Origin of the sequence: Paenibacillus sp. YYML68, assembly GCF_027923405.1 — a bacterium.
GTDB lineage: Bacteria > Bacillota > Bacilli > Paenibacillales > NBRC-103111 > Paenibacillus_G.
Genome location: NZ_BQYI01000001.1, coordinates 1,973,325 through 1,998,138, shown reverse-complemented (window position 1 = coordinate 1,998,138; position 24,814 = coordinate 1,973,325). Strand labels below are relative to the sequence as shown.

The 24,814-nt window shown below is 50.9% G+C and carries 23 protein-coding genes, 2 tRNA genes and 1 pseudogene; 5 read left to right on the top strand and 21 right to left on the bottom strand.

The features are described from left to right. Window positions 1-57: 57 nt before the first annotated feature. From PAE68_RS09140 to PAE68_RS09105, 8 genes are all read right to left on the bottom strand, one after another. On the bottom strand, window positions 58-738 hold the full coding sequence (locus PAE68_RS09140) for a DUF4956 domain-containing protein (RefSeq protein WP_281886213.1): 681 nt from the start codon (window positions 736-738) through the stop codon (window positions 58-60). Window positions 739-769: 31 nt separating this feature from the next. Then, window positions 770-1,480, bottom strand: a complete 711-nt coding sequence (locus PAE68_RS09135) for a polyphosphate polymerase domain-containing protein (RefSeq protein WP_281886211.1) — start codon at window positions 1,478-1,480, stop codon at window positions 770-772. A 17-nt stretch (window positions 1,481-1,497) separates the two neighbouring features. Then, on the bottom strand, window positions 1,498-3,231 hold the full coding sequence (locus PAE68_RS09130; RefSeq protein WP_281886209.1) for a CotH kinase family protein: 1,734 nt from the start codon (window positions 3,229-3,231) through the stop codon (window positions 1,498-1,500). 62 nt (window positions 3,232-3,293) lie between these two features. Further along, window positions 3,294-4,700: an exopolysaccharide Pel transporter PelG gene (pelG, locus tag PAE68_RS09125; RefSeq protein ID WP_281886207.1), complete on the bottom strand. Its 1,407-nt coding sequence runs from the start codon at window positions 4,698-4,700 to the stop codon at window positions 3,294-3,296. After that, a complete protein-coding gene (gene pelF / locus PAE68_RS09120) occupies window positions 4,688-6,142 on the bottom strand; it encodes a GT4 family glycosyltransferase PelF (protein ID WP_281886205.1) in 1,455 nt (484 codons plus the stop codon). The genes pelG and pelF overlap by 13 nt, the downstream gene beginning before the upstream one ends. Continuing rightward, complete coding sequence (locus PAE68_RS09115) at window positions 6,139-7,953, bottom strand: DUF2194 domain-containing protein (protein WP_281886203.1); 1,815 nt, start codon at window positions 7,951-7,953, stop codon at window positions 6,139-6,141. The genes pelF and PAE68_RS09115 overlap by 4 nt, the downstream gene beginning before the upstream one ends. Then, a complete protein-coding gene (locus tag PAE68_RS09110) occupies window positions 7,856-8,878 on the bottom strand; it encodes a hypothetical protein (RefSeq protein WP_281886201.1) in 1,023 nt (340 codons plus the stop codon). The genes PAE68_RS09115 and PAE68_RS09110 overlap by 98 nt, the downstream gene beginning before the upstream one ends. After that, window positions 8,871-11,039 carry an NAD-dependent epimerase/dehydratase family protein gene (locus PAE68_RS09105; protein WP_281886199.1) on the bottom strand — a complete coding sequence of 723 codons (2,169 nt, stop codon included), beginning with the start codon at window positions 11,037-11,039 and terminating at the stop codon, window positions 8,871-8,873. Before PAE68_RS09105 ends, PAE68_RS09110 begins: the two co-directional genes overlap by 8 nt. A 109-nt stretch (window positions 11,040-11,148) precedes the next feature. On the opposite strand from PAE68_RS09105, the gene PAE68_RS09100 reads away from it, so the two are divergent. Continuing rightward, window positions 11,149-12,186: a hypothetical protein gene (locus PAE68_RS09100; RefSeq protein WP_281886197.1), complete on the top strand. Its 1,038-nt coding sequence runs from the start codon at window positions 11,149-11,151 to the stop codon at window positions 12,184-12,186. Window positions 12,187-12,566: 380 nt separating this feature from the next. Then, complete coding sequence (locus PAE68_RS09095; RefSeq protein WP_281886195.1) at window positions 12,567-13,463, top strand: LysR family transcriptional regulator; 897 nt, start codon at window positions 12,567-12,569, stop codon at window positions 13,461-13,463. Here PAE68_RS09095 and PAE68_RS22810 read toward each other — a convergent pair. The 4 genes and pseudogenes from PAE68_RS22810 to PAE68_RS09075 form a co-directional block, all read right to left on the bottom strand. After that, window positions 13,441-13,728 (bottom strand): aminotransferase class V-fold PLP-dependent enzyme, encoded by a 288-nt coding sequence (locus PAE68_RS22810; RefSeq protein ID WP_397378476.1) that lies wholly within the window; start codon window positions 13,726-13,728, stop codon window positions 13,441-13,443. The two genes, PAE68_RS09095 and PAE68_RS22810, sit on opposite strands and share 23 nt — an antisense overlap. Before the next feature lie 151 nt (window positions 13,729-13,879). Further along, window positions 13,880-14,116 carry a thioredoxin family protein gene (locus PAE68_RS09085; protein WP_281886193.1) on the bottom strand — a complete coding sequence of 79 codons (237 nt, stop codon included), beginning with the start codon at window positions 14,114-14,116 and terminating at the stop codon, window positions 13,880-13,882. Between the two features lie 117 nt (window positions 14,117-14,233). Next, the gene (serC, locus tag PAE68_RS09080) at window positions 14,234-15,319 is read right to left on the bottom strand and encodes a 3-phosphoserine/phosphohydroxythreonine transaminase (RefSeq protein ID WP_281886191.1); all 1,086 of its coding nucleotides are present in this window, start codon (window positions 15,317-15,319) and stop codon (window positions 14,234-14,236) included. A gap of 6 nt (window positions 15,320-15,325) precedes the next feature. Continuing rightward, window positions 15,326-16,574, bottom strand: a pseudogene (locus tag PAE68_RS09075) (serine hydroxymethyltransferase). 141 nt (window positions 16,575-16,715) lie between these two features. Here PAE68_RS09075 and pdxR point away from each other — a divergent pair. Beyond that, complete coding sequence (gene pdxR, locus PAE68_RS09070) at window positions 16,716-18,152, top strand: MocR-like pyridoxine biosynthesis transcription factor PdxR (protein ID WP_281886189.1); 1,437 nt, start codon at window positions 16,716-16,718, stop codon at window positions 18,150-18,152. A gap of 17 nt (window positions 18,153-18,169) precedes the next feature. On the opposite strand, the gene PAE68_RS09065 is transcribed toward pdxR, so the two are convergent. The 6 genes from PAE68_RS09065 to PAE68_RS09040 all read right to left on the bottom strand — a co-directional run bounded on the left by PAE68_RS09065 (window position 18,170) and on the right by PAE68_RS09040 (window position 21,563). After that, entirely contained in the window at window positions 18,170-19,372 is a 1,203-nt protein-coding gene (locus PAE68_RS09065) for an acetylornithine transaminase (protein ID WP_281886187.1), read from the bottom strand. Window positions 19,373-19,418: 46 nt separating this feature from the next. Continuing rightward, the gene (gene pdxS / locus PAE68_RS09060) at window positions 19,419-20,312 is read right to left on the bottom strand and encodes a pyridoxal 5'-phosphate synthase lyase subunit PdxS (RefSeq protein ID WP_281886185.1); all 894 of its coding nucleotides are present in this window, start codon (window positions 20,310-20,312) and stop codon (window positions 19,419-19,421) included. 409 nt (window positions 20,313-20,721) lie between these two features. Continuing rightward, a tRNA-Leu gene (locus PAE68_RS09055) sits at window positions 20,722-20,806 on the bottom strand. 26 nt (window positions 20,807-20,832) lie between these two features. Next, window positions 20,833-20,916 (bottom strand) — tRNA-Leu (locus PAE68_RS09050). 93 nt (window positions 20,917-21,009) lie between these two features. Further along, a complete protein-coding gene (locus PAE68_RS09045; protein WP_281886183.1) occupies window positions 21,010-21,225 on the bottom strand; it encodes a hypothetical protein in 216 nt (71 codons plus the stop codon). 101 nt (window positions 21,226-21,326) lie between these two features. Continuing rightward, entirely contained in the window at window positions 21,327-21,563 is a 237-nt protein-coding gene (locus PAE68_RS09040) for a hypothetical protein (protein WP_281886181.1), read from the bottom strand. Between the two features lie 96 nt (window positions 21,564-21,659). On the opposite strand from PAE68_RS09040, the gene PAE68_RS09035 reads away from it, so the two are divergent. Further along, a complete protein-coding gene (locus PAE68_RS09035; protein WP_281886179.1) occupies window positions 21,660-21,992 on the top strand; it encodes a hypothetical protein in 333 nt (110 codons plus the stop codon). A gap of 67 nt (window positions 21,993-22,059) precedes the next feature. Here PAE68_RS09035 and PAE68_RS09030 read toward each other — a convergent pair whose 3' ends face one another. Next, window positions 22,060-22,383 carry a hypothetical protein gene (locus tag PAE68_RS09030; RefSeq protein WP_281886177.1) on the bottom strand — a complete coding sequence of 108 codons (324 nt, stop codon included), beginning with the start codon at window positions 22,381-22,383 and terminating at the stop codon, window positions 22,060-22,062. 138 nt (window positions 22,384-22,521) lie between these two features. Continuing rightward, window positions 22,522-23,091, bottom strand: a complete 570-nt coding sequence (locus tag PAE68_RS09025) for a xanthine phosphoribosyltransferase (protein WP_281886175.1) — start codon at window positions 23,089-23,091, stop codon at window positions 22,522-22,524. Between the two features lie 320 nt (window positions 23,092-23,411). On the opposite strand from PAE68_RS09025, the gene PAE68_RS09020 reads away from it, so the two are divergent. After that, window positions 23,412-24,131, top strand: coding sequence for a DUF4309 domain-containing protein (locus tag PAE68_RS09020; protein ID WP_281886173.1), 720 nt, complete (start codon window positions 23,412-23,414; stop codon window positions 24,129-24,131). A gap of 60 nt (window positions 24,132-24,191) precedes the next feature. On the opposite strand, the gene PAE68_RS09015 is transcribed toward PAE68_RS09020, so the two are convergent. Continuing rightward, window positions 24,192-24,806: a DedA family protein gene (locus PAE68_RS09015; RefSeq protein ID WP_281886171.1), complete on the bottom strand. Its 615-nt coding sequence runs from the start codon at window positions 24,804-24,806 to the stop codon at window positions 24,192-24,194. Window positions 24,807-24,814 lie beyond the last annotated feature (8 nt).

Sequence of the window (24,814 nt, the reverse complement as noted above, 5' to 3'; positions counted from 1 at the left end):
CCGCAGCTCGGCCGCTCCGCTGTCCACATCTATCACAGCAAAGTCACAACCCCGATCTTACTGCGCATAGTCGCCCGAGTGGCTGACGACCGCCGAGTCGATCATACCGTCGATGCGCGACATATCCGCGACCATCGACACATTATCGTCCTTGACCTTGATTTCAGCGGTCAGCTCGATCATTCCTTTGCGGAACGTCTTCGACTTCAGTACCGCCTTCATTCTGCGCAGCTGCCGCTTGACCTCCTCCTCGGCGCGGTCCTCATAGCGTAGTACGACCAGATAAGGTGCCTTCACCTCGCGGCGCAGCGTCAGGAAGAAGATCGTCGCACCGATGACGAGCGAGCCGCAGAGTGCGAGCGGGTACATTTTGGCCCCTGTCGCAATTCCAGCCGCCACCGCCCAGAACAAGTAGATAATGTCCATCGGGTCCTTCACCGCTGTCCGGAAGCGGACGATACTGAGCGCACCGACCATTCCGAGCGAGAGTACGATGTTCGTGCTGATCGTCATAATAATGAGCGAGGTAATGACCGTCATGAGGACGAAGGTCATGTTGTAGTTGTGGCTGTACACAACTCCACGATAGCACAGTCTATAGATGTAATAGATGAATAGTCCGATTACAAGCGACAGCCCTAGACCGAACACCATGTCCAGATACGAGATGCTGCCGAAGCTCTCCAGATTCAGTACATTCTTCTTAATAATATCGTCAAAATTCAAAAGGTCACCCATGAAGCATCCCCTTCTATCCGTACTAGATCCGTCACGCCTTGTAATACACCTTCTGCCGCTCCTTGCATAGCACATACTTCGAGATCGTCGACCGCTGGTGAGTCTCCATCTGGACGAGCGCCCGAATGCTGTGCGGCAGGAACGCGTTGTACTTGACCTCCAGAATGTACCGGTTATCGTCCACCGCCGGCCAGGTCGGCAGCTCCGCATCGAACAGATCCACATGATGGAAGCCCGAGGCAAGCTGCTTGTCGAACGTAATGCGCGTGTCGGACAGCTCGTCGATGTATGCCTCCCGCACGTAATCGACGATGACGGAAGGCTTCATTGCACCATGCTTCACATCGAGGTAGAAGTCCTGCAGCAGCCCGCGCGGCGCACTGCTCGCCCAGCTGACATCTCCCTCCAGCAGACGGTCCACCTGCTCGCGCGTTAAGGTCGCGGACTCCTTCGCCACATACTCGTTGAATTTGCTCTTGCGCTCCAGCTTAATGATCTTATCGCTCTTGTTATAGATGCGAATTCGGTACTTGCGACGACTGAACACGCCGTTGATCTTATCATATAGCGCGCCTTCTCCGTAATCGTCCATATACAGGCTGCGAATATGATACCCTTCAGGAGATACCGAGTAACGATCGAGCGGCAGCAGCTGCTGCACACGTTGACGAAGCGAGACGAGCTCGCGTGGATTAATATAGAATTTCAGCTCATGTCGCAGCTTCTTGCCGTCGTACTTCAACCTGCTCCCCTCCTTCGTTATTCCAGATAAAATTGTCGGACGCCTTGGAAGCGGTCGCGATCCTCGTCTACATAACGGTCGAAGGACGTCATCTCGTTGCCTTGTATATCCTCCACCACGACCTTCCAGTAGTACTCGCCTGGTCCCGGGTCAGGTAACTTCACTCGAGTCGACTTCAGCTCCGTCTGCTCCGCGATAAGCTTCTCCATACCCGGATCCCTCGCGATCTGAATGCGATACGTTAAGTCGTCACCTTGCAGATCATAGGACGGGTCCCAGACGAATTCCAGCTGTCCGTCCACCCGTACCGGCACCCCCATGTAGAATGGCATCGGCGTCTGCAGACTGGTCATGTATCGCTGCTCGCTCAAGGCCGGAAGCTTAGGCAGACGCTCCAGCTCCATCTGGTAATATTCGATCGGACGATTCATATAGCCGATATCCGGCGGTCGATGCACGAACAGGTTCGTGATCGGCTTGTATATCTCGATCTGCTTACGTGTGTTCTCTTCGTTGATATATGCGCTGATTTCTTTCATTTTCGCAGTCAGCAGCTCGACGTTTTGCGGATTTTTGAACAAGCGATTATGCAGCACGTTGTTCCAATACGTCGACAATCCCTGTCGCCAAGGCATCCGGTATTCATCCGGCGACCCCGGTGTTTCGTAGATTCCCCATGCGCCGTCGTAATCCCATGGAAGGAAGTACCACTTCTCAGAATTCAGCGGTGAGTATAAATAATAGTTCTGCGAGTTCGTGTCAACGTTATCCATCAAGATGTTAACGGCCATCCACGTGTAGAAGTTATCCTTGTCGAAGTGCTTCTCGAACACCTTGTCGATGTCCTGCGTCATATCATTGACATCATCGAGCATTCGCAGCAGCTTCGTATGGTCCTTATCGCCCTTCGTCTCCATAATCGTCTCGAACGACGCCTTGTCGTAGGCAGGATCATCCACCTTCTTCAGCTGCTCTGGGTATCGATAGAACTCGAAGAATACCGGCTTATACAAGTGAGCATATGGATCGAGCCCATGCGTCCGCAAAAAGGACTTGTTCGGCTGCTCCACCTGCGTATACAAGCCGTAATCGACGAAGCCTTGATCACCAGCTCCGCTCGTCAGGTCACGCACGTGAAGCTGCACGAATTGGGTACGAAGACTCGTAATATCCGGTATCGTCTTGATCAGATCGAAGCTCAGCTTGTTGCGCAGCCGACTGAAGTCATACGCATGCTTGACGAGATTGATCGTACGCTGGTCGCGCCACTCCCCCGCGCTGCCGCCCAGCTCAATCTTATAGGACTTCTGCGATGCCCCCAGCGTCGTCTTGCCGCGCAATCGGATGCTCGCATTCGCCTTGTTCGCGCCCGAGCCGAAGTAGCCGCTCTCCGGTCCTTTCTCGCTTCCTTCCTGTATGATCACATTCATCTCTCGGTCAGGCGTGTTGTCCTTCGCCAGCTTGATCTCGTTCAGCTGGGACCATGTGACAGGCGGCGAGGCCGTCAAGTTATCCTTCGTAACGGTCAAGTACATATGAATGAGCGAGCCGGGCTGATCATTACTGTACACCTGACGGTGCTCGACAAGTCTTGGGGAATAGGCAGCCTTCGCATCCTCCGCCGTCACCGGCTGCTGGTTCTCCAGCTTGCGAACGATCTCATCGCGAGCCTCGCAGGCCGTCAGTCCAAGCATCGCCGTTGCGAGCAGCAAGGCTACTCCTCGTCTTGCATATGATCCTGGTTGTTTCAACTCCATTCACCTCATTCCTCTAGCATACAGATACAGGCACGTCGGACCTGTTGGATACATCACTATCCAAATTTATTCTCATTCTTAGACAGCAGCGGCTGGGCGCTGAAGGTGACGTAATGCAGCCTTCGCAGTCTGTACATGAGCCGCCACAGCAGCACCAGTAACGTTGGCAGCGAGGCAACGAACAGCGACAATCCCTGGAATTGCGGCATATCCTTAAGGAACCACGAGGCTCCTACATTCATCACGAAGAACATGAAGGATAAGCACAACGCTCCGATCCGATCATCGAAGTACAGCAGAAGCAGAATCGCTATCGTCACCATAATGTACATATAGAACGACATCACGAGAATGTTGTAGGTCAATATTTGTCTGGCTGTGAAGCCGATCAGCGGCAGCAGCTTAATGCCGCAGGCGACCGCGAAGATCGAGAACGCCAATTGGAGACCCATTAGCTTCGCCAGCTCGCCGACGAGCACCTTCTCCATTTCTCTCCGCGAGCGATCAATCTCCAGAATGTTACCAATACCGAGAATTGCATCATAATAATCTCTGAACTTCGGATAGAACGCGGTCTCCACCGATACGACGAACCAGATCAGCGTCGGCATCACCGACAAGACTGCGAAGTATACAGCTGAATCGTATTCCGGCAGCAGCTTGAAGGAGTCCTCGATCCAGATGCCGTGGAAGTACCATTCCGCCAGCTGATGCTCGAACATGCAGATGCCGGTGAACAGCCCGATCAAGATCAGTGACGCATATCTCTTCCAGTTCGCAAGGAAGGCAAAGATCGGCACCTTCTCCTCCATCTGAAAAAACTTATCGATCTCCACCCACAGCATCGCTGCAGTTACGAAGAAGCCAGCAGCCATCCATCCGAGCAGCAACGCAAAGGTAGCTGCCTCTTGCACAAGATACACCGTCAAGTAGACGCCTATTGTTGCGAGCAGCATACCAAGCGCGAACGCCAGCGCGATCTTCTTGTACTCCTTCATCGCCGAGATGAACACAACTTGAATCCAGATCATGACGATCTCCATGAATAGGATGAACAGAATCAGCTCCTCCAGCGGCTGGAGGCTTGCGAACAGCACGAACCCGATGCCGATCGCTGCTGAAATAATCAGGCTGATGAGCATGCCGCCATAGTAAGTAGGCAGCAGCAGCTGGAATCGACTTGAGTACAGCTGGTCCGAGATGCAGCGCGTCAGGAACATCGACAAGGGCGAGGATACCATAATCGAGAAGGCGAATGCATAAGACGTGCCGGCCTGGAACAGCTCCTTCACGCGGAACGGTGTATCTCCGCCGATCATCATAAGCTGAATGAGCGTCACGGCGAGCATACAGCAGATCATCGGGCCTACCGTAACAAGCGCAGCATACGAGATCGCCTGCGAACGTCCGAATATGCCTTCCTTATCGAACAGCGTTTTGAGTTGAAAGCCTATGCCCGCCATTCGCGCTCCCCCTTCGTCCCTATGCTCATACCGAGCTCATCGTACAGCTCCTCGTACTTCGAGATGAACTGTTCGTGCGTGTAATCGTTCAACACACGATTACGGCCGTTCAGCCCCATCCGAATCCGCTCCTGCTCATTGCGGCATAGACGGATGATCGCCTTGGCCAGCTCCTCATCGTTCATCACAGGCACCACATAGCCCGCTTGACCGTAGCTATCATTTCGACCATACAATAGCTCCCGGCAGCCGCCGACGTCGGTAGACACGAACGGCTTGCCCGCCGCCAGTCCCTCCAATATAGCCAGAGGCTGCCCCTCACTGATGCTGGTCAGCAGCATCAGGTCCATCCGACCTAAATATTCCTTAATGTTAACGCTGCCCGTGAACGTCACATCTTCAATGCCTAATAGATCGACGAGCTCCAGACACTCGCGGTAATATTGCTTGTCTTCTTCCGTCGGCCCCATAACGATCAGCTCGGCATTCGGTACCTCCCGCTTCACATGCACGAAGCCGAGCAGCATCGTCTTGATGTCCTTGATCGGCACGACGCGTACGATCGCCCCGATGATCACCTTCTCACGGAAGTGACCCTCCTCCGGCTGGGGAAGCTGCATGTAATCGTTCGTGCGCACCCCGTTCGGAATAATGGATGCCTTCTCGGACGGACAGCCGAGCTCAATGAGCATCTCGAGATTACGTCCGAACAGCGTAATGACCTTATCCGAATACAAGTAGGCGCAGCTGGCTAGTCCATAGAAGAATTGAATCCAGATGTCCTTGAAGTAGCCCTTCACCCAGTCGGCCTTAATGATCTCTTCCTCCCGCTCTCGGGAATAGATGCCATGCTCGGTTAGCAGCATCGGCCTACCGTACAGCTGCTTGCCGAAGCTAGCGAGCACACCTGCATATCCCGTCGATACAGCGTGATACAGGTCGGCCTCCGGGATCGTCTGACGCAGTAGCTGCATGAGCGGCAGCAGCATGGAGCGCACCGTCCAGAACATCTCGCGGAACGGAAGCTGACTATACTTCTCCCGACCCAGTTCACTGAGCAGATCGAAGTAGTCCTTACTCATGAGGAACTCTGTCGACGTCTCCCACCGCTTGTCGAGCAGCAGCTTGAACAGAGCGTCCCAATTCGTATCCGCTCCTCCGGAGATGAGCGACTTGAAGGCGCTGTATTCGTCAGCGCTTAGAGAGAACGTCTTCCCCCACTTATCCTCCTCGCGCAGGAACACATCGAGGAACGATTCGTGGACAGCCGATACGTTAGGAGGAAGCGTATACTTGTACTTGCCCTTCATCTTCTCCTCTGCGCCTACCGTCAAGAGGATGAACTCATGCTGGGGCATTGAAGTAATCAGGGCATGAATCCAGCTGGATACGCCTCCGGTAATATAGGGATAGGAGCCTTCCGCTACAATACATATTTTCATGGAGTATCCTTCCATTCAATTGAGAATCGTTCACGTTGTGCTTTTACCAAATACACACCTGAATCTATACGACTGATTTCGCAGCCTTCCGTATGCATCGACTGATGCTCAGTCCGCAGTATGAAGTGGATCTCGCCGGTAAACCCATTAATGTAGCCGTTCAGCCCGTTGTCTGTGCGCTCGATAATCGGCTCGCTCACTAGGTGCCTCTTGACCTCGACAGCTGCTTCCGATGACGTCATCTTGCGGATCCAGCCGAAGTCCTGCTTCAGTCCTTCCAGCAAGTCCTCGAAGCCTTCATACAGCTGCTTCCACGTCATTCCTTGTCCGCGCTCCTCGCTCAAGACGTCATCGGGGTGAACGAAGTGGGAGAAGTACCCTTTGAGCGTCAGCACATTGACAGCCAAGTAATTGTCGTACTCGCGCATGACGTAGCCCGATGTAATCCGCGGAAGCTCGACCTCTCCATCCTTCGTTACCTTAAACTCCTGCACATAAGACATGTGTGTCGCATCCTCATTGAACAGAGCCGCGACATTACTCAGCTCCGGCAGCGCCTCGCTTAAGGCGATGCGTCCCTCACGGCCCAGCACGTTGGACGGCGGTACGTACGAGCGAAGCTCATAGCCTGGGAATACGGAATGCACATAGTCGCGCGCGGCCACAATCGAGGCGACCATATCGTACGGGTCCGTCCACACCTTGTAGCCGAATGCCTGCGACGTCTTAGCTGACAAGGTGAGCGATTGGTGATTGTAGCCATGCAGGCCGATTTCCCCACCCATACGCAGCAGGTCACCGCCATACATCCCGAGCAGCTCCTGATTGCCATCGGCCGCCCAATCGAACGGCTGCTTGACCTGATCGTGATACGTGACGATAAGTGCGCCGGTATACTTCATATCGTACTGCTCCGCAATCCGAATCATATCCGGCCACCATACCCGCTTGAAGAAGCGGTCATTATCGAGACCGTATTCCTTCTGAATGATTGGAGCCGATCCATAGAACGGAGCCGGGAAGTCATCGATGTACATAATCTTAGCATTCATGATCGGGTACATGAAGTCCGGAAGCAGCATACTGATCGCCCCTGCGAAGACCCCCCGACTTACCTTCTCCTGCAGCATCGTGCCGTTATAGATGGCGTACTTGCCTTGACCAAGCTTATGCTCCCACATCAGCGGCAGCGTTCCGTCAACCGTCATATGCACCTTCACCCGGGAATCGAGCTTCACCCGCAGGAACGAATTATGTAGGGTATCTTCGGTGAACGCCTTGCCTTGCTGCTTGATCAGCACGTTCGTATGGAACTTGACCCCCGATGCCTCCATGAAGGTGCCGAGCTCCAGAATTCCCAGCTTGCGGTATACACGCTGAAGACCTTCATCCGGGTCTGGGACAGTAGCAATGAACACCGTTCCCCCATTCGTCGCATAGCTGTTGACCCGATCCAGCTCCTTCACCTTGCCCAGACTCGGTGTAGCGATAATGACGAGTGACGGCGCTTCACCTTCCGACAAGAACGGCTGCTCCTGCTCGACGACGCGGTAGTTCTTCTTCATGCTTTTTAACAGCTGTTCGGCATTCTGCTTGATGTTCACGCTATAGTTGTTAGCCTTGTCGTACACAATAACGAACGAATCTGTCTTAAGCTTGCTTTTTTCCTCGTCGGATAGTGCATTTGTTGCCTCCGGCAGCTCACTGCTTACTTCATGCCCGCTTCCTTTGTTCAGCTTGAACAGCAGATCCGATCGGACCGCTTGCAGCAGAAGCGTGAGAAGAATGACGGCGGCTATCGTTAGAATCACTTGCTTTAGAGCTTTTGACAGTTTTATTGGCATTCATTTCACCCGTATTCCAATATCGGATCAGCTGCAGCATCTGCTGTGATACTTTCACTGGCGACTGCTTGAGATTGTCTAGCGCTTCCTTGAAGCCTTCTCCCGTACGCGTCATATAGCTGACCTTCATCGCAGCGTAGTAAGCCTTCTCCGACGAAGGGAAGCGGCTTAAGAACAGATTAGAGACGGTCTCCGCCTGCTCCACATGTCCAAGCGCAAGCTCACAGTCCACCTTCTCTGCCAATTGCTCCTCGTCACATATCCCCCGCTCGATCAGCTTATCGATCACCTTGGACTGAATTTCTCGATAGGTCTTCTGTGTGCGTGGGTCCATCAATCCAGTGCCCATATACGAACGAAGCTTCTCCGCATATTGCAAGATCACCTCGTGCTCATCGGGCCGCTGCTCATAGGCCGCACCTAGCTGGCGCAGCTCCGCCATCATCACCCGCTTCATCTCCAGGATGGCCGTAACGGCATAGTGACTCGTCTCGCTGTCCTCGTTGCGCACCGCTCTGCTCAGGAACGAAACCATATCGAACGATTCCTCCTTCAGCGCATCCATGACGATGCGTCTGCGGGTATGCTTGTCGTTCACGACAAGCGCCTCCTCCAGCGGAACGATGTTCGACTCCTTCTCGACATTCACCTGATTAATGAGCTCGCGATCCCGAAAACCGAGTCCGAGCGCTTCCTCGAACCGTTCCTTCGTGTTATTCAACTGACGCCTTCTTGACAGTAGAACGACTAGACATGCCATAGGTAAGCCAGCAAGTGGAATGACGAGTCCGATCAGACCAATCGAGAGCGGAATCGTCTTACGCTTTAAGTATACAAGTAATGTAAACAAGAGGGCACAAGCATAATATGCCAGCAGCAACGCTTCAACCATGCACCAATCCCTCCTCAAGCAGTTCGATGACGAAGCCGTTCTTCTCCAGACGTGTAATAGCAGCTCCAGCTTCCTCAAGACTAGTATTAGACAGCATCAGCGTCAGACGACCTTGCAGCAGCCCCATATAATCGGTCGTGCGCAGCAGCTTGAACAGACGGCGGGACACCTCTGTAATATCTTCGTCCGACTTGACCAGCAGCATGACGAAGTCGGTCTGGTTGCGCTCCTTGGCAGCCTGCTTGCTCTGCAGAAGCTCCGTGTATACCTTCTCCTGCAGCACCTCCGTGCCTTCCACATACCGATCACTGCGGGTCGCGGTCACATAGGTGAACGATCTTGATAACGAACGCGACACCAGGTCAGAAGCAATTCGGAACAAGTTCTCATAATATAATGAAAATTTCTCGAACGACTGCTCATGTATGCAAATAATCGCAACGGTGCTACGCTCGTGCAAGACTGGAGCAACGAGCATCGGCGCATCCGGCGACAGCGACTTGTTCGAGAAATGTCGGCCGCTGCGAATAACCTCGGCAATCTCTGGCGCATCGTTCAAGTATAACGAACGCGGTACACGGAAGTCCGGGTCGGACGACTTGGACATCAGCCGCAAGTACGGCGAGTTCTCATTGACAGCATAGATGGAGATACGCCGCGTCTCGAGTAAATCCTCGAGCACCGTTACCGACGTGAATACGACCTGCTCCGGCTCCATGCTCTCCAGCTCCGCTACGATTGAGTGCAAGCGGCCAAGGCTGTCCTTGCTCGTCAGCACCTGCTTCTGAAGACGGTCCTTCACGTCGCGTGTATCCTTATAGACCTCCATCAGGAAGCTATAGCGCTGCTTCTCCAGCTGCAGATCGTTCGCCGCGAAGTACTTTTCCTTACGGACCTTATCCGAATAGAAGCCGACAGCTAGACCAAAAAACAAATATACCGACGTAATGAGCAGCATATCCGAGTCGCCGAGCAGTGAGCTCCAATGCCGTCCCGCGACAAGCTGTTCTCCGACCTGCAGCACAATCACCGCGATCGAGGCAGGTAGCGACTGCTTCGTGCCATAAAAAATGCCGATCACCAGCACGTAGAGCAAATTGAAGTCAACCGTCTTCGTATCTGACCAGCCAAGACCGTTCGTCGTGAGCAAGTACAGCAACGCAAAAGCTAGCAGGTTCTCAACATAAGGACGCACGAGCCTCGCCCAGTCCGGCCATTGTCTTCGTCGAGCCTTGACTGGCTTCGCCATTTCCTTCTCCTTGGCAAGCCATTCGTACGTACGCTGAATCCCTTCCTGCAGCGTATAGAGCGGCACCCAATCCAGCAGCTGCTTCGCCTTCGTATTATCGAGCAGCACACGCGCAGGGCCTGTTGGTAATTCCGCGTGATGGTCAACTCCTGTAATACCTACGTATAGGCGAATGAGCCGAAGCAATGCGTTGATGCTCGTGTCCACATTCGTCGAAGCATTAATGACACCTACAACAGGCTGCTGCGAGGCGCGATAGATGAGATCGGCCACATCGGCTACGTAGATGAAGTCTCTTGCCTGCTCCCCATCTCCGAACAACGTAAGCGGCTGTCCGTTCAAGCCCTGCTCCAGCAGCTTGCCAATCACCCCGTGACGCTCCAGCTGCATGCCAGGACCATATACGTTCGCGATGCGAAGCGATACGGTCTGTAGTCCGTACAGCTCATGCCACTTCTTACAATACTGCTCGCCGACCAGAACATTAACGCCATGCACAGTATGCGGTATGCATTCATCATCCTCGCGGCTAGGCAGCTCCTCGGCATGACCGTACACCTCAGAGGAAGAGCCGTATATGAATTTGCGAACGCCATGCTTCTGCGAGCAGTCCAGCATATGAATAAGACCCATCATGTTCGTCCGCGTGTCCTCATACTCGAGCACCTTCTCCGACGTTAGCGGATCGCGAGAGGCCAGATGGACGACAACCTCGAAGCCTGCACCGCGGAATACTTCCTCACATGCCGGATCTTCAACACTGAGCTTATAAAACTTAAATGCGCTGTTCGACGGCTTCATGCTTCCAGACGACAAGTCATCAATGATGTACACCCGGTGCCCTTCCTTATGAAACCGTTCAGCAACAGCCGAGCCGATTAAGCCGCACCCGCCTGTAATCAGCACGTTCATTGGCGGATCCCCCTTATGTCTAATCGTTTCGTTCTTAAATATTACTAGTGTTTTGGCTACATTATCCCTATAATAGAAGTCAAATTCACCCCATCAGGAGGACACAGCTATGAAGAGGCTTATTCTTCTTACACTTATCTTCGTCGTCATGCTCACTGCTCCGTCCCCCGCGTGGACCGCTTACGCTTCCTCTGAAGGTATCGACACGCAGAGTAAGGGCTATCGCCTGCTCATCTACTATGGAACCCCTAAGGCCGTCAACGGTGTATGGGATGAAGAGAAGTCCGCGAAGGCTCTAGCTACATACGATGTCGTTGTTCTCGGACAAAATCTAGAAACCACGTCCCATACCTTCCACAAGTCGACGTTCAACGTGATCAAGCTGATGAAGGAGAACAATCCTAACATTGCCATCTACGGCTACGTAGACCTTGGAGTCAGCACGTTGAACCTCAGTATTGCCAATATGAAATCTCGCGTCGACTCTTGGAAATCGATGGGTGCAACCGGTATATTTCTCGACGATGCCGGCTACGACTACAAGGTTCCCCGCGAACGATTGAACACGATGGTGAATTACGTTCACGATCAAGGCATGTCAGCGTTCATTAATGCATGGCATCCGAAGGAAGTGTTCGGCAGCGAGCCGCATCCGGTCTACAACCCGACAGGTGCTGCAAGTGCGATCGACGAGCGCGACATCTATCTGCTCGAGGATTTCCTGCAGGAGACCGACATTACGGCGAGCAGCAGCATCAGCGTCTTCACGCCGACGTTCCGTAAGAAGCTGGATGAGCTCCTTCATTACCGCAAGGAGACAGGCGTCCGTCTCATGTCAGTGAGCATCATGGATTTCGAGCAATACAGCGATACGGCGATTCGCAAATTTTTCCGAATGAACGAAGTAACAGCAGGCGTGTTCTCCTTGGATGGCTACGGTCTGTCACCAATCGACTATAGCGCCGACAAGCCTTACTCGAACCTGCTTCGGAAGTTCCCGTACATCTCGAACTACAATGATTTCCACACAATCGACGTAACGTACACGGCGAAGTATAAGGATCTTGACTTTGCCCGCGGCGGCTTCCGATTGCACTCACTGCCGAATGAGCATTATTACCTGTATCCGAAGGAAGCCAAATTTTAGTACTTTAGTTCTACCTTTTAACTTGTAGTATATTCTCATTGTAACGCAATCTGAACGTTTTTTCTTATATATTTTCAATTTTTAATACAAATTTGATTAACTTGTTATATTCTTTAACATACCATCATATCTACGCCTTGTCGATGAATGATAGTTATCGTCGATTTCAGGAAGTTAATCGGCATGGGAGAAATTGAGGTAAAACACTAAAGATAGTCCTCAGGACCTATGTTCATCAGATTGAAAGTGTAAAACCAAGAGCGCCTCATCTCAATAGAGAGAGGCGCTCTTGGTTTTCCCATTAGTAATTCAATATCATTTATCATATAATAGCAGGAAATTCCTATCATTATCAAAGCAACACAAAAGGAGAACGACCAGTGGAACTGAAGCAATTGGAATACTTCATGACGTTAAGTCAAGAACTGCATTTTACCCGTGCTGCCGAAAAACTTGGTATTACCCAGCCCTCGCTTAGCCAGCAGATTCGTTTGCTTGAGCACGAGGTTGGCATGCCTCTCTTTGATCGTATCGGCAAAAAAACAATGCTTACCGAAGCAGGAAAAGCGTTACAACATCACGGCTACAATGTGTTTCATGAGCTCTCACAGGTGCGTGCAGTAATCAGTGAGCTGCAAGGTTTAAAGCGAGGTACATTGAAAATTGGCGCTCTCTTGACCGTTGTTAATTACTTGCTGCCTCCTACGGTGATGGGATTCCATAACCGTTATCCCAATATAGAGCTTTCTGTGCTTGGGCTGCGGACCGGCGAAATCTATAACGGACTCCTGCAAAATGAGCTTGATCTTGGAATTGTTTTCTTGCCAATGGAACATGAAGAGCTTGAAGCTATCCCACTTTATAAGGAACATCTTGCCCTTGCAGTTTGTGTAGATCATCCCGTAGCCCAAGCATCGTTTGTGACGCTTGACATTCTAAAGGAAACACCTTCTGTTCTATTGCCGAATACGTATTTCTTACGGCAAATCATTAATGAGCATTGCCGATCATTGGCATTCACACCCCAGCCAGTGCTGGAAATGACCACGATGGAGTCGATCATCACGATGGTTAGCAAGGGCGTCGGTGTCACCATCCTGCCGAAAGCTTACCTGGATTATATCGATCATCCACAAATCCGAACGCTTAGGATTCAAAATCCGGTACTCACCACACAAATTGGCCTCGTATATCGAAAGAATAAACATTTATGCGCGGCTAGCCGTGTATTTATGGAACAATTAGTTTCAACGGTTAAAAACAAAAGCCTTCTGTAAGCCGAGCACCCCTAAAGTATTGTATCGTCTTGTTCGTGTCCAGCACCGTAGCCAGATCATGCGGATGAATCGTGTCCAAATTAAACGTCACCAAACCAAACCGACCTTCCTCCGGACCGTACATCGTTAAATGATCGATCTGTTTCATTCGTTCTACCGCATAGCTGGTCAATTGCTTGTCATGCGCTTCGATGACATCCAAGCCGATTTGCTCAAATCCAGAACCATCACCTCCTATTGCTGATAGCAAGACACGTTCGTCCACTGCGATTCTAAACTCTGAATGAGGGAGTATGTTCGGGGCATTCTTGGTAGAAGGTCACTCGATGATCTTCGGCTTTTGGTGCGAAGTTGCCTACCGTGGCCACATCGCTTCATGTAAAGAAGGTGCCTTGTCGGCACCTTCTTAGCGTGATTTAACCTTTTACATCCTCGAGACTAGCACCGAAATTGATATGATACACGTGTCCGTCAACCACCAAAGCTGGAACGGATTTAACACCCGCCTTCTCCGCTTCTTCGATCCGGTTTCGCGCTGTACCGAGATGCACAATTTCCGTAGTAATCTTTGATTTGTCAAGATAACTAACCACCACTTGCTCTGCATCTACACAAACGGGACAACCTGCATGATAAAAAATTGCTTGTGCCATTGACAATCACTCCCTCGTTTTAATGTAGCTTTGCTACTTAATATAATTATAGAAGCGACTAGGGGCATCATCAATTTCAAATTGCTTATCGTTATCATAGGCAAATGTAATGGTTATTCAGCCGTTCCTCTTTTGGAAATCAGACAAAAAATCCGCTAAAGCTTTGCAATGCTCATAAGGAACCGCATTATAAATAGAAGCACGTAAATGTCCTGCATTCCGATGGCCTTTTAATCCCAAAAATCCTTCCTGCTCCAGTTCAACAAGTAACTTCTTTTCAATTTCTCGACTGGATGCACGAAAGGTAACGTTCATCATCGATCTGCTGTCCTTATAAGCCAATCCTTTATAAAATCCGCCACTGCTGTCGAGCACATGATAAAGCAGCTCCGCTTTCTGCTGGTTGCGGACAGCTATCCCTTGTAGGCCGCCTTGATTCACAATCCACCTGAGCACGAGGTTCACCATATATACGGAAAAAACGGGCGGTGTATTGTAGAGCGAATGATGGTTGACATGTGTTCGATAGCTTAATATATCGGGAATCGTTTCTGGAACATACTCCAGCAAAGAACGGCGGACAATGACGATCGTAACGCCTGCAGGTCCCAAATTTTTCTGAGCTCCTGCATATATCAATGAAAATCGGGATGCTTCAATGGGACGGGAAAAAAAATCGCTAGACATATCCACTACTAAGGGAACATGTCCGGTATCAGGGAAGCTTCGGTATTGTATGCCGTCAATCGTTTCGTTGGATGTGAGATGGACATACGCCATCTCCTTCGGAATATTCAAGCTGCTTAGATCGGGCATCTGTTTGAAGCTTTGTTTCTCCCCGCTTGCCAACACGAGCATCTGCCCTATTTTTTGCGCTTCTTGCCACGCCTTTCCCGACCATGTCCCACAATGTACATACCCCGCTACTTTTCCTTCTGTCAAAAAGTTGATCGGCACCATCGAAAATTGCAGGCTTGCCCCTCCGTGAAGAAATAAAACCTCATAATCTGAAGAGAGACCCATCAGCTGTCTAATCAACTGCTGCGCTTCATGATGAATAGCTTCATATTGTTTGCTTCGGTGGGAGATTTCCAGAATGGATGCGCCAATCCCTTGATAATTCCGCAACTCTTCTTGTGCTTCCTGCAATACTTCCGCCGGCAACGCTCCCGGACCGGCATTTAAATTATAGGTATTAGCCATGGCTCATCACTCCTGTAGACCTTCATATAAAGGGAATTGCGACGTGATTTCCTGCACACTTCTTCGTACTTGCTCCTTGGCGACTGAACTCTCAGGATTTTTAAGTGCAAGTCCAATAAGCCGAGCAATTTCTTTCATTTCTTGGGGTCCCAATCCTCTTGTTGTCATAGCTGGAGTCCCGAAGCGAATGCCGCTCGTCACAAGCGGGCTTGCCGTATCATGAGGAATCGCATTTTTATTCGCTGTAACCCCCACCTCATCAAGTATGCTCTCAGCTTCTTTTCCAGTTAGTCCGATCGGGCGCAGGTCGAGCAAAATAATATGATTGTCTGTCCCTCCCGACACAACGGTTAACCCTTCATTTAACAATGCCTCCGCCAACACTTTGGCGTTAACCAGCACTTTCTCAATATAAGATTTAAATTCCGGTTGCAACGCTTCGCCGAACGTAACCGCTTTGGCCGCAATGGCATGCATAAGAGGACCGCCTTGGACTCCAGGAAAGATCGCTTTATCGATCGCTTGCGCCCACGGCTTGCGGCACATGATGATACCGCCTCTTGGACCTCGCAGCGTTTTATGCGTTGTGGTCGTAACAAAGTGCGCGTGAGGAATGGGGGCTAGGATGGAATCCTGCCGCGACAATTCCTGCAATATGCGCCATATCTACAAAGAATAGCGCTCCTACTTCGGCTGCGATTTGAGTAAACAGCTCAAACTCGATCGTTCGCGGATAAGCACTGGCACCAGCAACGATCATACGCGGGCGGTGCTTAAGCGCAAGCTTTCGCACAAGTTCAATGTCAATACGCGCCGATTTTTCATCAACACCATAAGGTGCAAAATTATATAATTTTCCAGAAAAATTAACCGGGCTCCCGTGTGTCAGATGGCCGCCATGAGATAGATCCATACCTAAAATCGTATCCCCCGGTTCAACGGCAGCAAAATAAACCGCCATATTGGCCTGAGCGCCGGAGTGAGGCTGCACATTGACATGCTCTGCACCAAAAAGGGTTTTCGCACGCGATATAGCCAATTCCTCGACCCGATCCACATACTCGCAACCACCATAGTACCTTCTTCCCGGGTATCCTTCGGCATACTTATTGGTCAGTACTGTGCCCGTTGCTTCCATAACTGCTCGGCTCACAAAATTTTCCGAAGCAATCAACTCTATTTTATCCCGCTGTCGTGCTGCTTCTTGCCAAATGGCGTTCGCAATGATTTTGTCCTGTTGTTCCAATCGTTTCACAGACATCTTCCTTCCCACCAATGCGTTGCAATAGCAACGATTTTCATGATAGCATAGCAGTCAATGGATTATTAGCTACTATCGAACTTCCATATATTTGAACAATCCATAATTCCATAATAAATGATAGAGGTGAACCCGATGCTCAAAGTGAACCGAGATGATGAACGTCCCATTTGGCAGCAGCTGCTTGACCAAGCAATCCATAATATTACGACCGGAAAATGGCCGCCTGGCGAATTGCTGCTCCCTTCTCGCGAGCTCGCGCAACTGATCGGGGTTTCCCGTTCAACTATCCAAAGTGTGTATGAGGAGTTATTCAGCCGCGGATACACCGTAACCTCTCGTCGCGGCGGAACAAGAGTTAGTGAATGGATGTATAAGCCCCACTCAACTGTCGAAGTTCCAGCCCAAGGACCCGCGCTGCCACAATTGTCGTTATTAAACAGAGCAATTGGCCATTTACATAGCTGGTTTGGAGATAAAGAACACGGCAAGCCAGTGATCGATTTCAGTCCCCATGAACCGTATTTAGATGATCACTTTCTAAATAATTGGCGACAATCCTTTTTACAGGCTTCAACACAAACAGACCTGGACAGTTGGACCTACGGCGACGCCTATGGCTATCTGCCGCTGCGAGAACAGATTGTGCGCTATTTATCGCTTGAACGAGGCGTTCATGTGAGCGTCGATCAAATTCTGCTGACCTCAGGCGCGCAACATAGCCTCGATTTGATTGCCCAAGCCCTGTTGCAAGAAGGAGCAACCATTTCGGTTGAAGATCCCGGCTTTCCTCCTGCCTGGATGGCGATGAAATACCGGCGAATGCAAGTTGTATCTGTCCCCGTCGACGAACATGGGCTATGCGTAGACGGCATTCACCCTGAATCCAGACTTGTGTATGTGACGCCATCGCACCAGTGCGCGGTTGGCGTAATTATGTCAGAGCCTCGCAGGCAACAATTGCTGCATTTGGCTGCGGAGCAATCTTTTTGGATCGTCGAGGATGATTACGACAGCGAATTTCGTTATCGTGGCGACCCACTTCCCACTTTGTTCAGTCAGCGGCCTCAGAACACGTTATATATGTTGAGCTTCTCCAAGATGATCGCTCCCGGTATTCGGATGTCGGCCCTCATTGGTCCGAGAGAGGCCATTCGTCAGCTCGCTCACGTCCATGAATTAACTTATCGTCATCTTCCGATTATGGAGCAATTAACGCTCACCCATTTTATCGAACACGGTCACTTCATGCGCCATATGAGAAAGGTACGAAATATATACCGGCGTAGACACGCAGCCATGACAAAAGCCATCGTCGCGACAGGCTTGAGCGAACGCTTCACACTAAGCGGCGCAGAAACAGGGCTGCATATGCTGCTTGAAGCTATGCCATCGTTTGACGAGGCAACCGTGACGAGCTTGGCGTTGGAAAAAGGAATTCGCATCTATCCGCTCAGCCAGTACGGCTTGGAAAGCAAGCGAAAAGGCTGGATACTCGGTTTCGCTAAAGTTGACGAAGCCGCCATTGAAGAAGGGATTGGACGTCTGGCAGAGATCCTTTTGCACAAGTAGCCCTGCCAGACGTTTGCTTATAGGTTAGCTTCGCCTGCGCTGCCAGCCCGTTCTTTCAACACCTTGTTCAAAATGTCGATCGCTTGATCAAACTCATCGCAGGTTACATATAAGCTTGGCATAAAACGGATGACATGGGTTCCTCCCGCTAGAACAAGCAGACCATTCTGGTGCAGCTTCTGAATGATCGGCGCAACAGGCTCGGCAAATTCAATACCGATCAGTAATCCTAGTCCTCGAACGGCATTAATGGCTGGATTAGCTTTTAACTCCTTGCGCAGCTTATCCAACGCATATACTCCCGTCTGCTGCGCTTGCTTTGCCAATCCGTCCTCCAGCAATGTGTCAATCGTTGCCAGCCCTGCTGCCATAGGAAGAGGCGAACCGCCAAACGTGGAAGCATGGCTGCCGGCCGAGAATGCCTCCCTTAGCTTCTCCTTCCCGAGCATCGCCCCGATCGGCAAACCGCTTGCCAATCCCTTCGCCAGTGTGATGATATCCGGTGCGATGCCATACTGCTCATAAGCGAACAGGCTCCCCGTTCTCCCGATTCCGGTTTGCACTTCATCAACGATCAGGAGAATTTCTTCCTCTTCGCATAGCTTAGCCAGCTCAAATACGAATTTGGGCTCGGCAAGATGAACGCCGCTCTCTCCCTGCACCAGTTCCAGCATGACAGCTGCCGTTTGGTCCGTGATGCTGTTTCTTACGCTCTGAATATCGTTAAAGCGAGCATGCACAAACCCTTCCGGCAACGGAAGATACCCATCCTTAACCTTTTCTTGTCCGGTAGCTGTCAAAGTAGCCATTGTACGGCCATGGAACGATTGTTCAAATGAAATAATCTCATAGCGGTTATTTCCCAGCACACGCTGGTGATACCGGCGAGCGCATTTAATAGCTGCTTCGTTTGCTTCAGCACCGCTATTACAGAAAAACACAAGATCTGCACAACTGATAGTCACAAGCTTCTCGGCAAGCTCCTCTTGAACCGGGATATGAAACAAATTGGACACATGCCATAATTGATCCAGCTGCTCTTGAATCCGTGCTTTTACCCGCTCCGGGACGTGACCTAAATTACAAACAGCAAGTCCTGCCATAAAGTCTAAATACGATTTCCCTTCATCATCCCACAAGGTGGTTTGATGTCCTCTCACCAGCGTGAGCGGGAACTTATTATAAGTAGGAAATAAAAAACTCTTATTCAGATTGACCACCGCTTTCTCCTACACTGAATTCCTGTTCGCTGCAAATTCGCTCCGATTACTGACCGCGTTCCTGCATCCGTTCATGCTGCTGCAAACTGGATATTTCAATGCCTTTCATCGGCGTTCCCAAGTTTTTCGATACACCGGCGATTAACGCATAATCTTCGTAGTGTGTCGTAGCTGCAACAATCGCACGCGCAAACTTCTCAGGGCTATCCGACTTAAAAATACCTGAACCTACAAAAACGCCATCTGCGCCCAGATGCATCATTAGCGCTGCATCGGCTGGCGTAGCCACCCCGCCTGCAGCAAAGTTGACTACCGGCAGCTTGCCGGATTCGTGAACCTGCAGCAGCAGATCATACGGTACGCCGTGCAGCTTCGCTTCGTTGTACAATTCGTCCTTGGACAGGCCTTGTACTTTGCGAATTTGACCGTTGATCAAGCGCATGTGACGTACCGCTTCCACAATGTTGCCTGTCCCTGGTTCGCCTTTTGTGCGAAGCATGGCGGCTCCTTCTTGAATACGGCGCAGCGCTTCGCCAAGGTCTTTGGCACCGCAGACAAACGGAACGGTGAATACGCTTTTGCTAATATGGAAAACCTCGTCTGCAGGTGTCAACACTTCGCTCTCGTCGATATAATCTACACCTAACGATTCGAGTACTTTGGCTTCTACATAATGGCCGATGCGGGCTTTGGCCATCACCGGTATCGATACAACCTTCATGACCTCTTCCACAATGGTCGGATCAGCCATGCGGGCTACTCCGCCAGCTGCGCGAATATCGGAAGGCACACGTTCCAGCGCCATCACAGCTGTTGCTCCGGCCGCTTCCGCAATTTTGGCTTGCTCTGCATTCATCACGTCCATGATGACGCCACCTTTTTGCATGTCCGCCATCCCTCTTTTTACCCGCTCTGTGCCTGTATTCCTATTCGTGTTCATGTTCACGCCTCCTGTTATTTTTGTTCGGGATGCATCCTCATGCGTATCTTTTCCGGTGCATATTTGAACGATTGCTTAAGCTAGTATATCAATAGATGGATTGGTTATATCCGTCCAAAAAGTACATATTAGAGCAATCCAAAATTACTAAATTCTCTGTGACAGCAATTGCTTACTGGAAGCGGATGAATCGTTTGACGAGGATACGATGACCCTACGAGCGCTTCATGGCGGAGTTCGGGTACATCAGCTTCATTCCTATTGTTTGGAGAGTAGATGCAAAGGGTAGGTATTAGGATATGCCAAGGTGACGGAAGGCTTATCGAGGAAGGTATTTCTATGGAGGGCTACCATAGACAAAGAAAAAGAGCTTCAACCATTAGGTTGAAGCTCTTTGCTTGAAACGTTATGCAGTCGAGAGGACTCGAACCTCCACGGGGGGTTAGCCCACACGGACCTGAACCGTGCGCGTCTGCCAATTCCGCCACGACTGCTTGGTACAGCTAAAAGCAAAAGAAAATGCGCTCGAGAGGACTCGAACCTCCACGGCTGTTACCCCACTAGAACCTGAATCTAGCGCGTCTGCCAATTCCGCCACGAACGCTTATTTCGATGTGTCTCGTAAGGAGACAAGAAACATCATATCACGCGGTATGCTCGATGTCAACAATTTTTCTCAATGCTTGCACAGTGCCACTCATCCTTCCCAATAAGCAGCTAGAGCTCGATGGGACCAGTCCACGAGCGAATCTACGGTTGACTGTACAGGTGTCTCGAACAGCCTAACGCCCCGCTCCGCATCGGTTCGGTCGAATCTCACGATCTCACCTGCTACACCGCCGCTGCACGGATTGGCCCTAAGCGCATAGCCATGTCCAAGCTCTACCCATATTTGCTCGCCATCGCCTGACATGATCATCCCTCCGTCCCCTGAAGGCTACTAATCTAATAGCCATAGGATTTCCCAGTCGGCGAAGGTTCATTCCATACATTCGACATCCGTAATCCTCGATCTCAGTCCTGCTCGCTCTCTTCATCTGCGAACAATTCAGCACGAGGCTCGCTATACGGTTCGTATACATAAGCACGATCCAGCTTCACAACGCGTCTCGTTCGCTTGCGAAGCATGACGGTCGTATCGTCCCACGCGACGACATAGCCCCTGACGTCATTCGCACGATCAGCATCGCGCACGACGCGCAGCAGTGTTCCTTCTTGCCTGTATTGATCCAGCTGCTCATCAGATATCATCGTTCATCCCTCTTTTCACCAAGCTGAGCTGTTATAAATATACATCATTCGGGGGATATAATAAAAGAACGCCACATTCAAGCGGAGGTGACAGCTGTGGACAAGAAGACGTATTATGTTGCGGTCAGCGCAGGCACGGGGCAGATCGTCGAGCCGGAGCAGATGAATGGCAACTTCGAATTCGAGATTCTCGCGACGAATGAGGAGATCGAGAAGCTGTCCGAGCTGTTCGAGGACAAGGAGAAGGAAGAAGAGGATTCCGCGGTACGCGCCTTAACGCCTTACCGTCTGTATCACAACGATAAAGAGAACGACGCCTACGACGAGACGCTGCTCGACATCTATAGCATGCTCCACGAGCTCGGCACACCTGCTACACGCAAGCATATCGAGTCGATGGGGATATTAGCCGAAGGGAAGATTCATTAGTCGTACACGCAAAAAGAGAACCTGCTTGCCTACTCGCAAACAGGTTCTATCTGTTATGATGATTGCATTAGCCTACGTGTTCACGCGAATCGTTCGTCTCAAACCAATAATCAAGCACCTTGCTCGACATGACGCGCTTCTCAATATAATCGACCTGCTGCTCCGTGAACTGTGCCTCCCATGCAACATCCAGCTCCTTGCACAGCTTGACGACCGTCAACAGCTCCGACCATGCGACATATCGCTTATACCAGAAAAACTGAGGATGCTCAATCATATAGGGATACAGATCGTCAAAATCTGTATGTTTACAATCCAAGGCACGTTCGAAGTGAACCTTCGCCTCATTCAACTTGGTAACAAAAAAATCTGCCGGTATTTCCTTCCCCATTCAAGCAGCACCTCCTTCGTGTAGTCAGTCGTACACCAACTGCCAAAAAAGCATTATCTCATACCGCTAACCCCTATTATAAAGGATATTTACTTGAGATGGAAGGCTTAAGAGCCCGATTAGGCGATGCAAATGTTGTTATTCAAACTCGATGACGCCGTTCGCCAGCGACGATATTCGTGCGAGCGACTCCACCCGTACACCCGACTCGCGAATGGTGCGGCCACCGGCCTGAAACGACTTCTCTACCGCAATGCCGACACCGACAAGTGTAGCGCCGGACCGACGAATGATGCGAATCAGACCTCTCGCCGCATCGCCATTGGCGATAAAGTCGTCAATGAGAAGAATACGGTCTGTCTCGTTCAGAAACTCCTTGGATACCATAATGTCCGTCACGAAGCCCTTCGTGAAGGAAGGCACGCGCTCGCAATACGTTTCGGTGTCGGTGTTCAACGTTTTTTTGCGGCGGGCGAACACCATCGGAACGTTCAGCTCCTGTGCCGCGGCGAATGCAATCGGAATGCCTGACGATTCGATCGTGACAATCTTCGTCACCTGCTCCTCGCGGAACAATCTGGCGAACTCTTGCCCCATCGCTGTTGTCAGCTCCGGGTCCACCGCATGGTTCAGGATGGCGTCCAGCTTAATGACCTCGGGGGAGACGACGACTCCGACCTCTTTAATTTTTTTCTTCAATAATTCCATGCGCTCCACGCCTTTCGACAATCAGCCTCTTTTTTGTTAAAACTTATCACAATGACCGCGCTCGTTTCAAGTATTCGGGTTAAAATTAACAAAATCTGCTGAAGCTGCAACTTTCCTGATTTTATTTCGTCTATATGGGTAAGAATTCAATAAAGAAAGCTCTGCACCACGAGAATGAAGCTATGAAAATAAATTCAGCCTCTCAGCGTTCTATTTCACTTAATTTGAGCTAATTTCGTCTTTGTATCCGACAGCGTGACGGAGTATGATTATGAAGTTAACAAAACGATAGATACATATATACGGAAAGGACGTTTAGGATGAACCGTAGAAAAGCATTCATCGGTTTCTTGTCCGTTGTTATAAGCGTGGCACTGCTGCTGCTAGCCGGCTGTGAGCCCAAGCCGCAAGCCTCGCCACACGAGCAGCAGCCTAACCCCCACGAGCAATTCGTAGAAGCTACGTCGACCCTACCGCCCGCTACCGCCGAGCATTCGGACGGCAAGCAGGTGCCTGCACCGACAACGCCGCTGCCCGCTGGTGATGATAAGGTCGCACTCGCCAGCGCGAATACGGATAAGGATCTCAAGCCGGCGCAAGGCAGTGCAGACAAGTCTGGCGAGGGCCAGAAGCCGACGATCAAGATTGATACTCCATACTCGCAGGCGAAGCCAACGCTGCTAGGCATTACCCTGAAGACGAAGCGGTCCTCGATCATTGAGGATTTAGGGAAGCCAAAGGAAGAGTTCATCATGGATGAGGACGAGGACCCGATCACGGTATATGACTATACCGATTTCTTGATTGGCTTCGACTCGCTGGATCAGGTGCACTTCATCGATGTGCGCAGTGAGAAGATCGACACCGGATTGAATGGCGTCAAGCTTGGCGACCCGACCAGCAGCATTACGAAGGCACTAGGCAAGCCAACGACGAACTCCAATTACGTCATTACGTATAAGGCGTCCGGCTCCGTACTGAAGCTCGATATCGATCCGAAGACGCAGACGATTAACTCGATCAAGCTTTTTGCTGAATAATAATAAGCCTCGACTGTCGGCAGATGCCGGTGAGTCGAGGCTTATTTTATACACGGCGGCTTAAGTATCCGTGCGTCGGAAGCGCTGTCTGCGATATCTCCAGAACAAGTAATAGCAGATCGCAAGGACAGCGAGCACGACGAGAATAGGTGCTGTATAGTGATGGAGATGCCGAAGCAGGAAGTATGCCTTACGCCCTATGAAATGACCGAGCGCAAGAAATGTCGTACACCAGATGAACCCCCCGATGCCTGCGAACAGCAGGTAGCGTCCCAGCTTCACATTGCTAACCCCGGACAAGTAACAGGTCAAGTGACGCAGTCCTGGGACGTAATAGCCGAAGGCGACCGCCCACAGGCCATACTTGTCAAACCAACGCTCGGCAGAGGCGAGCTTCTCAGGTGTAAGCTTGATCTTCTTGGCATGTCGATACAGGAACGGCTTCCCGACCCGTCGACCGATCGCATAGCTTACGCTCATCCCCGTCATCGCGCCGGCGAAGCTGACCAAGAGCGCAGGAACGAACGACATGACAGGATCATGCCCGATCGTCAAGGTGCCCACGGTCGTCATCAGAATCTCGTCGGGAATCGGAATACCGACGATACCGAGAGCCAATAAGCCGTACAGAGCTACATATCCAAATTGATCTATTAAATGCAGCAAGTGCTCCAAGTTGCCAC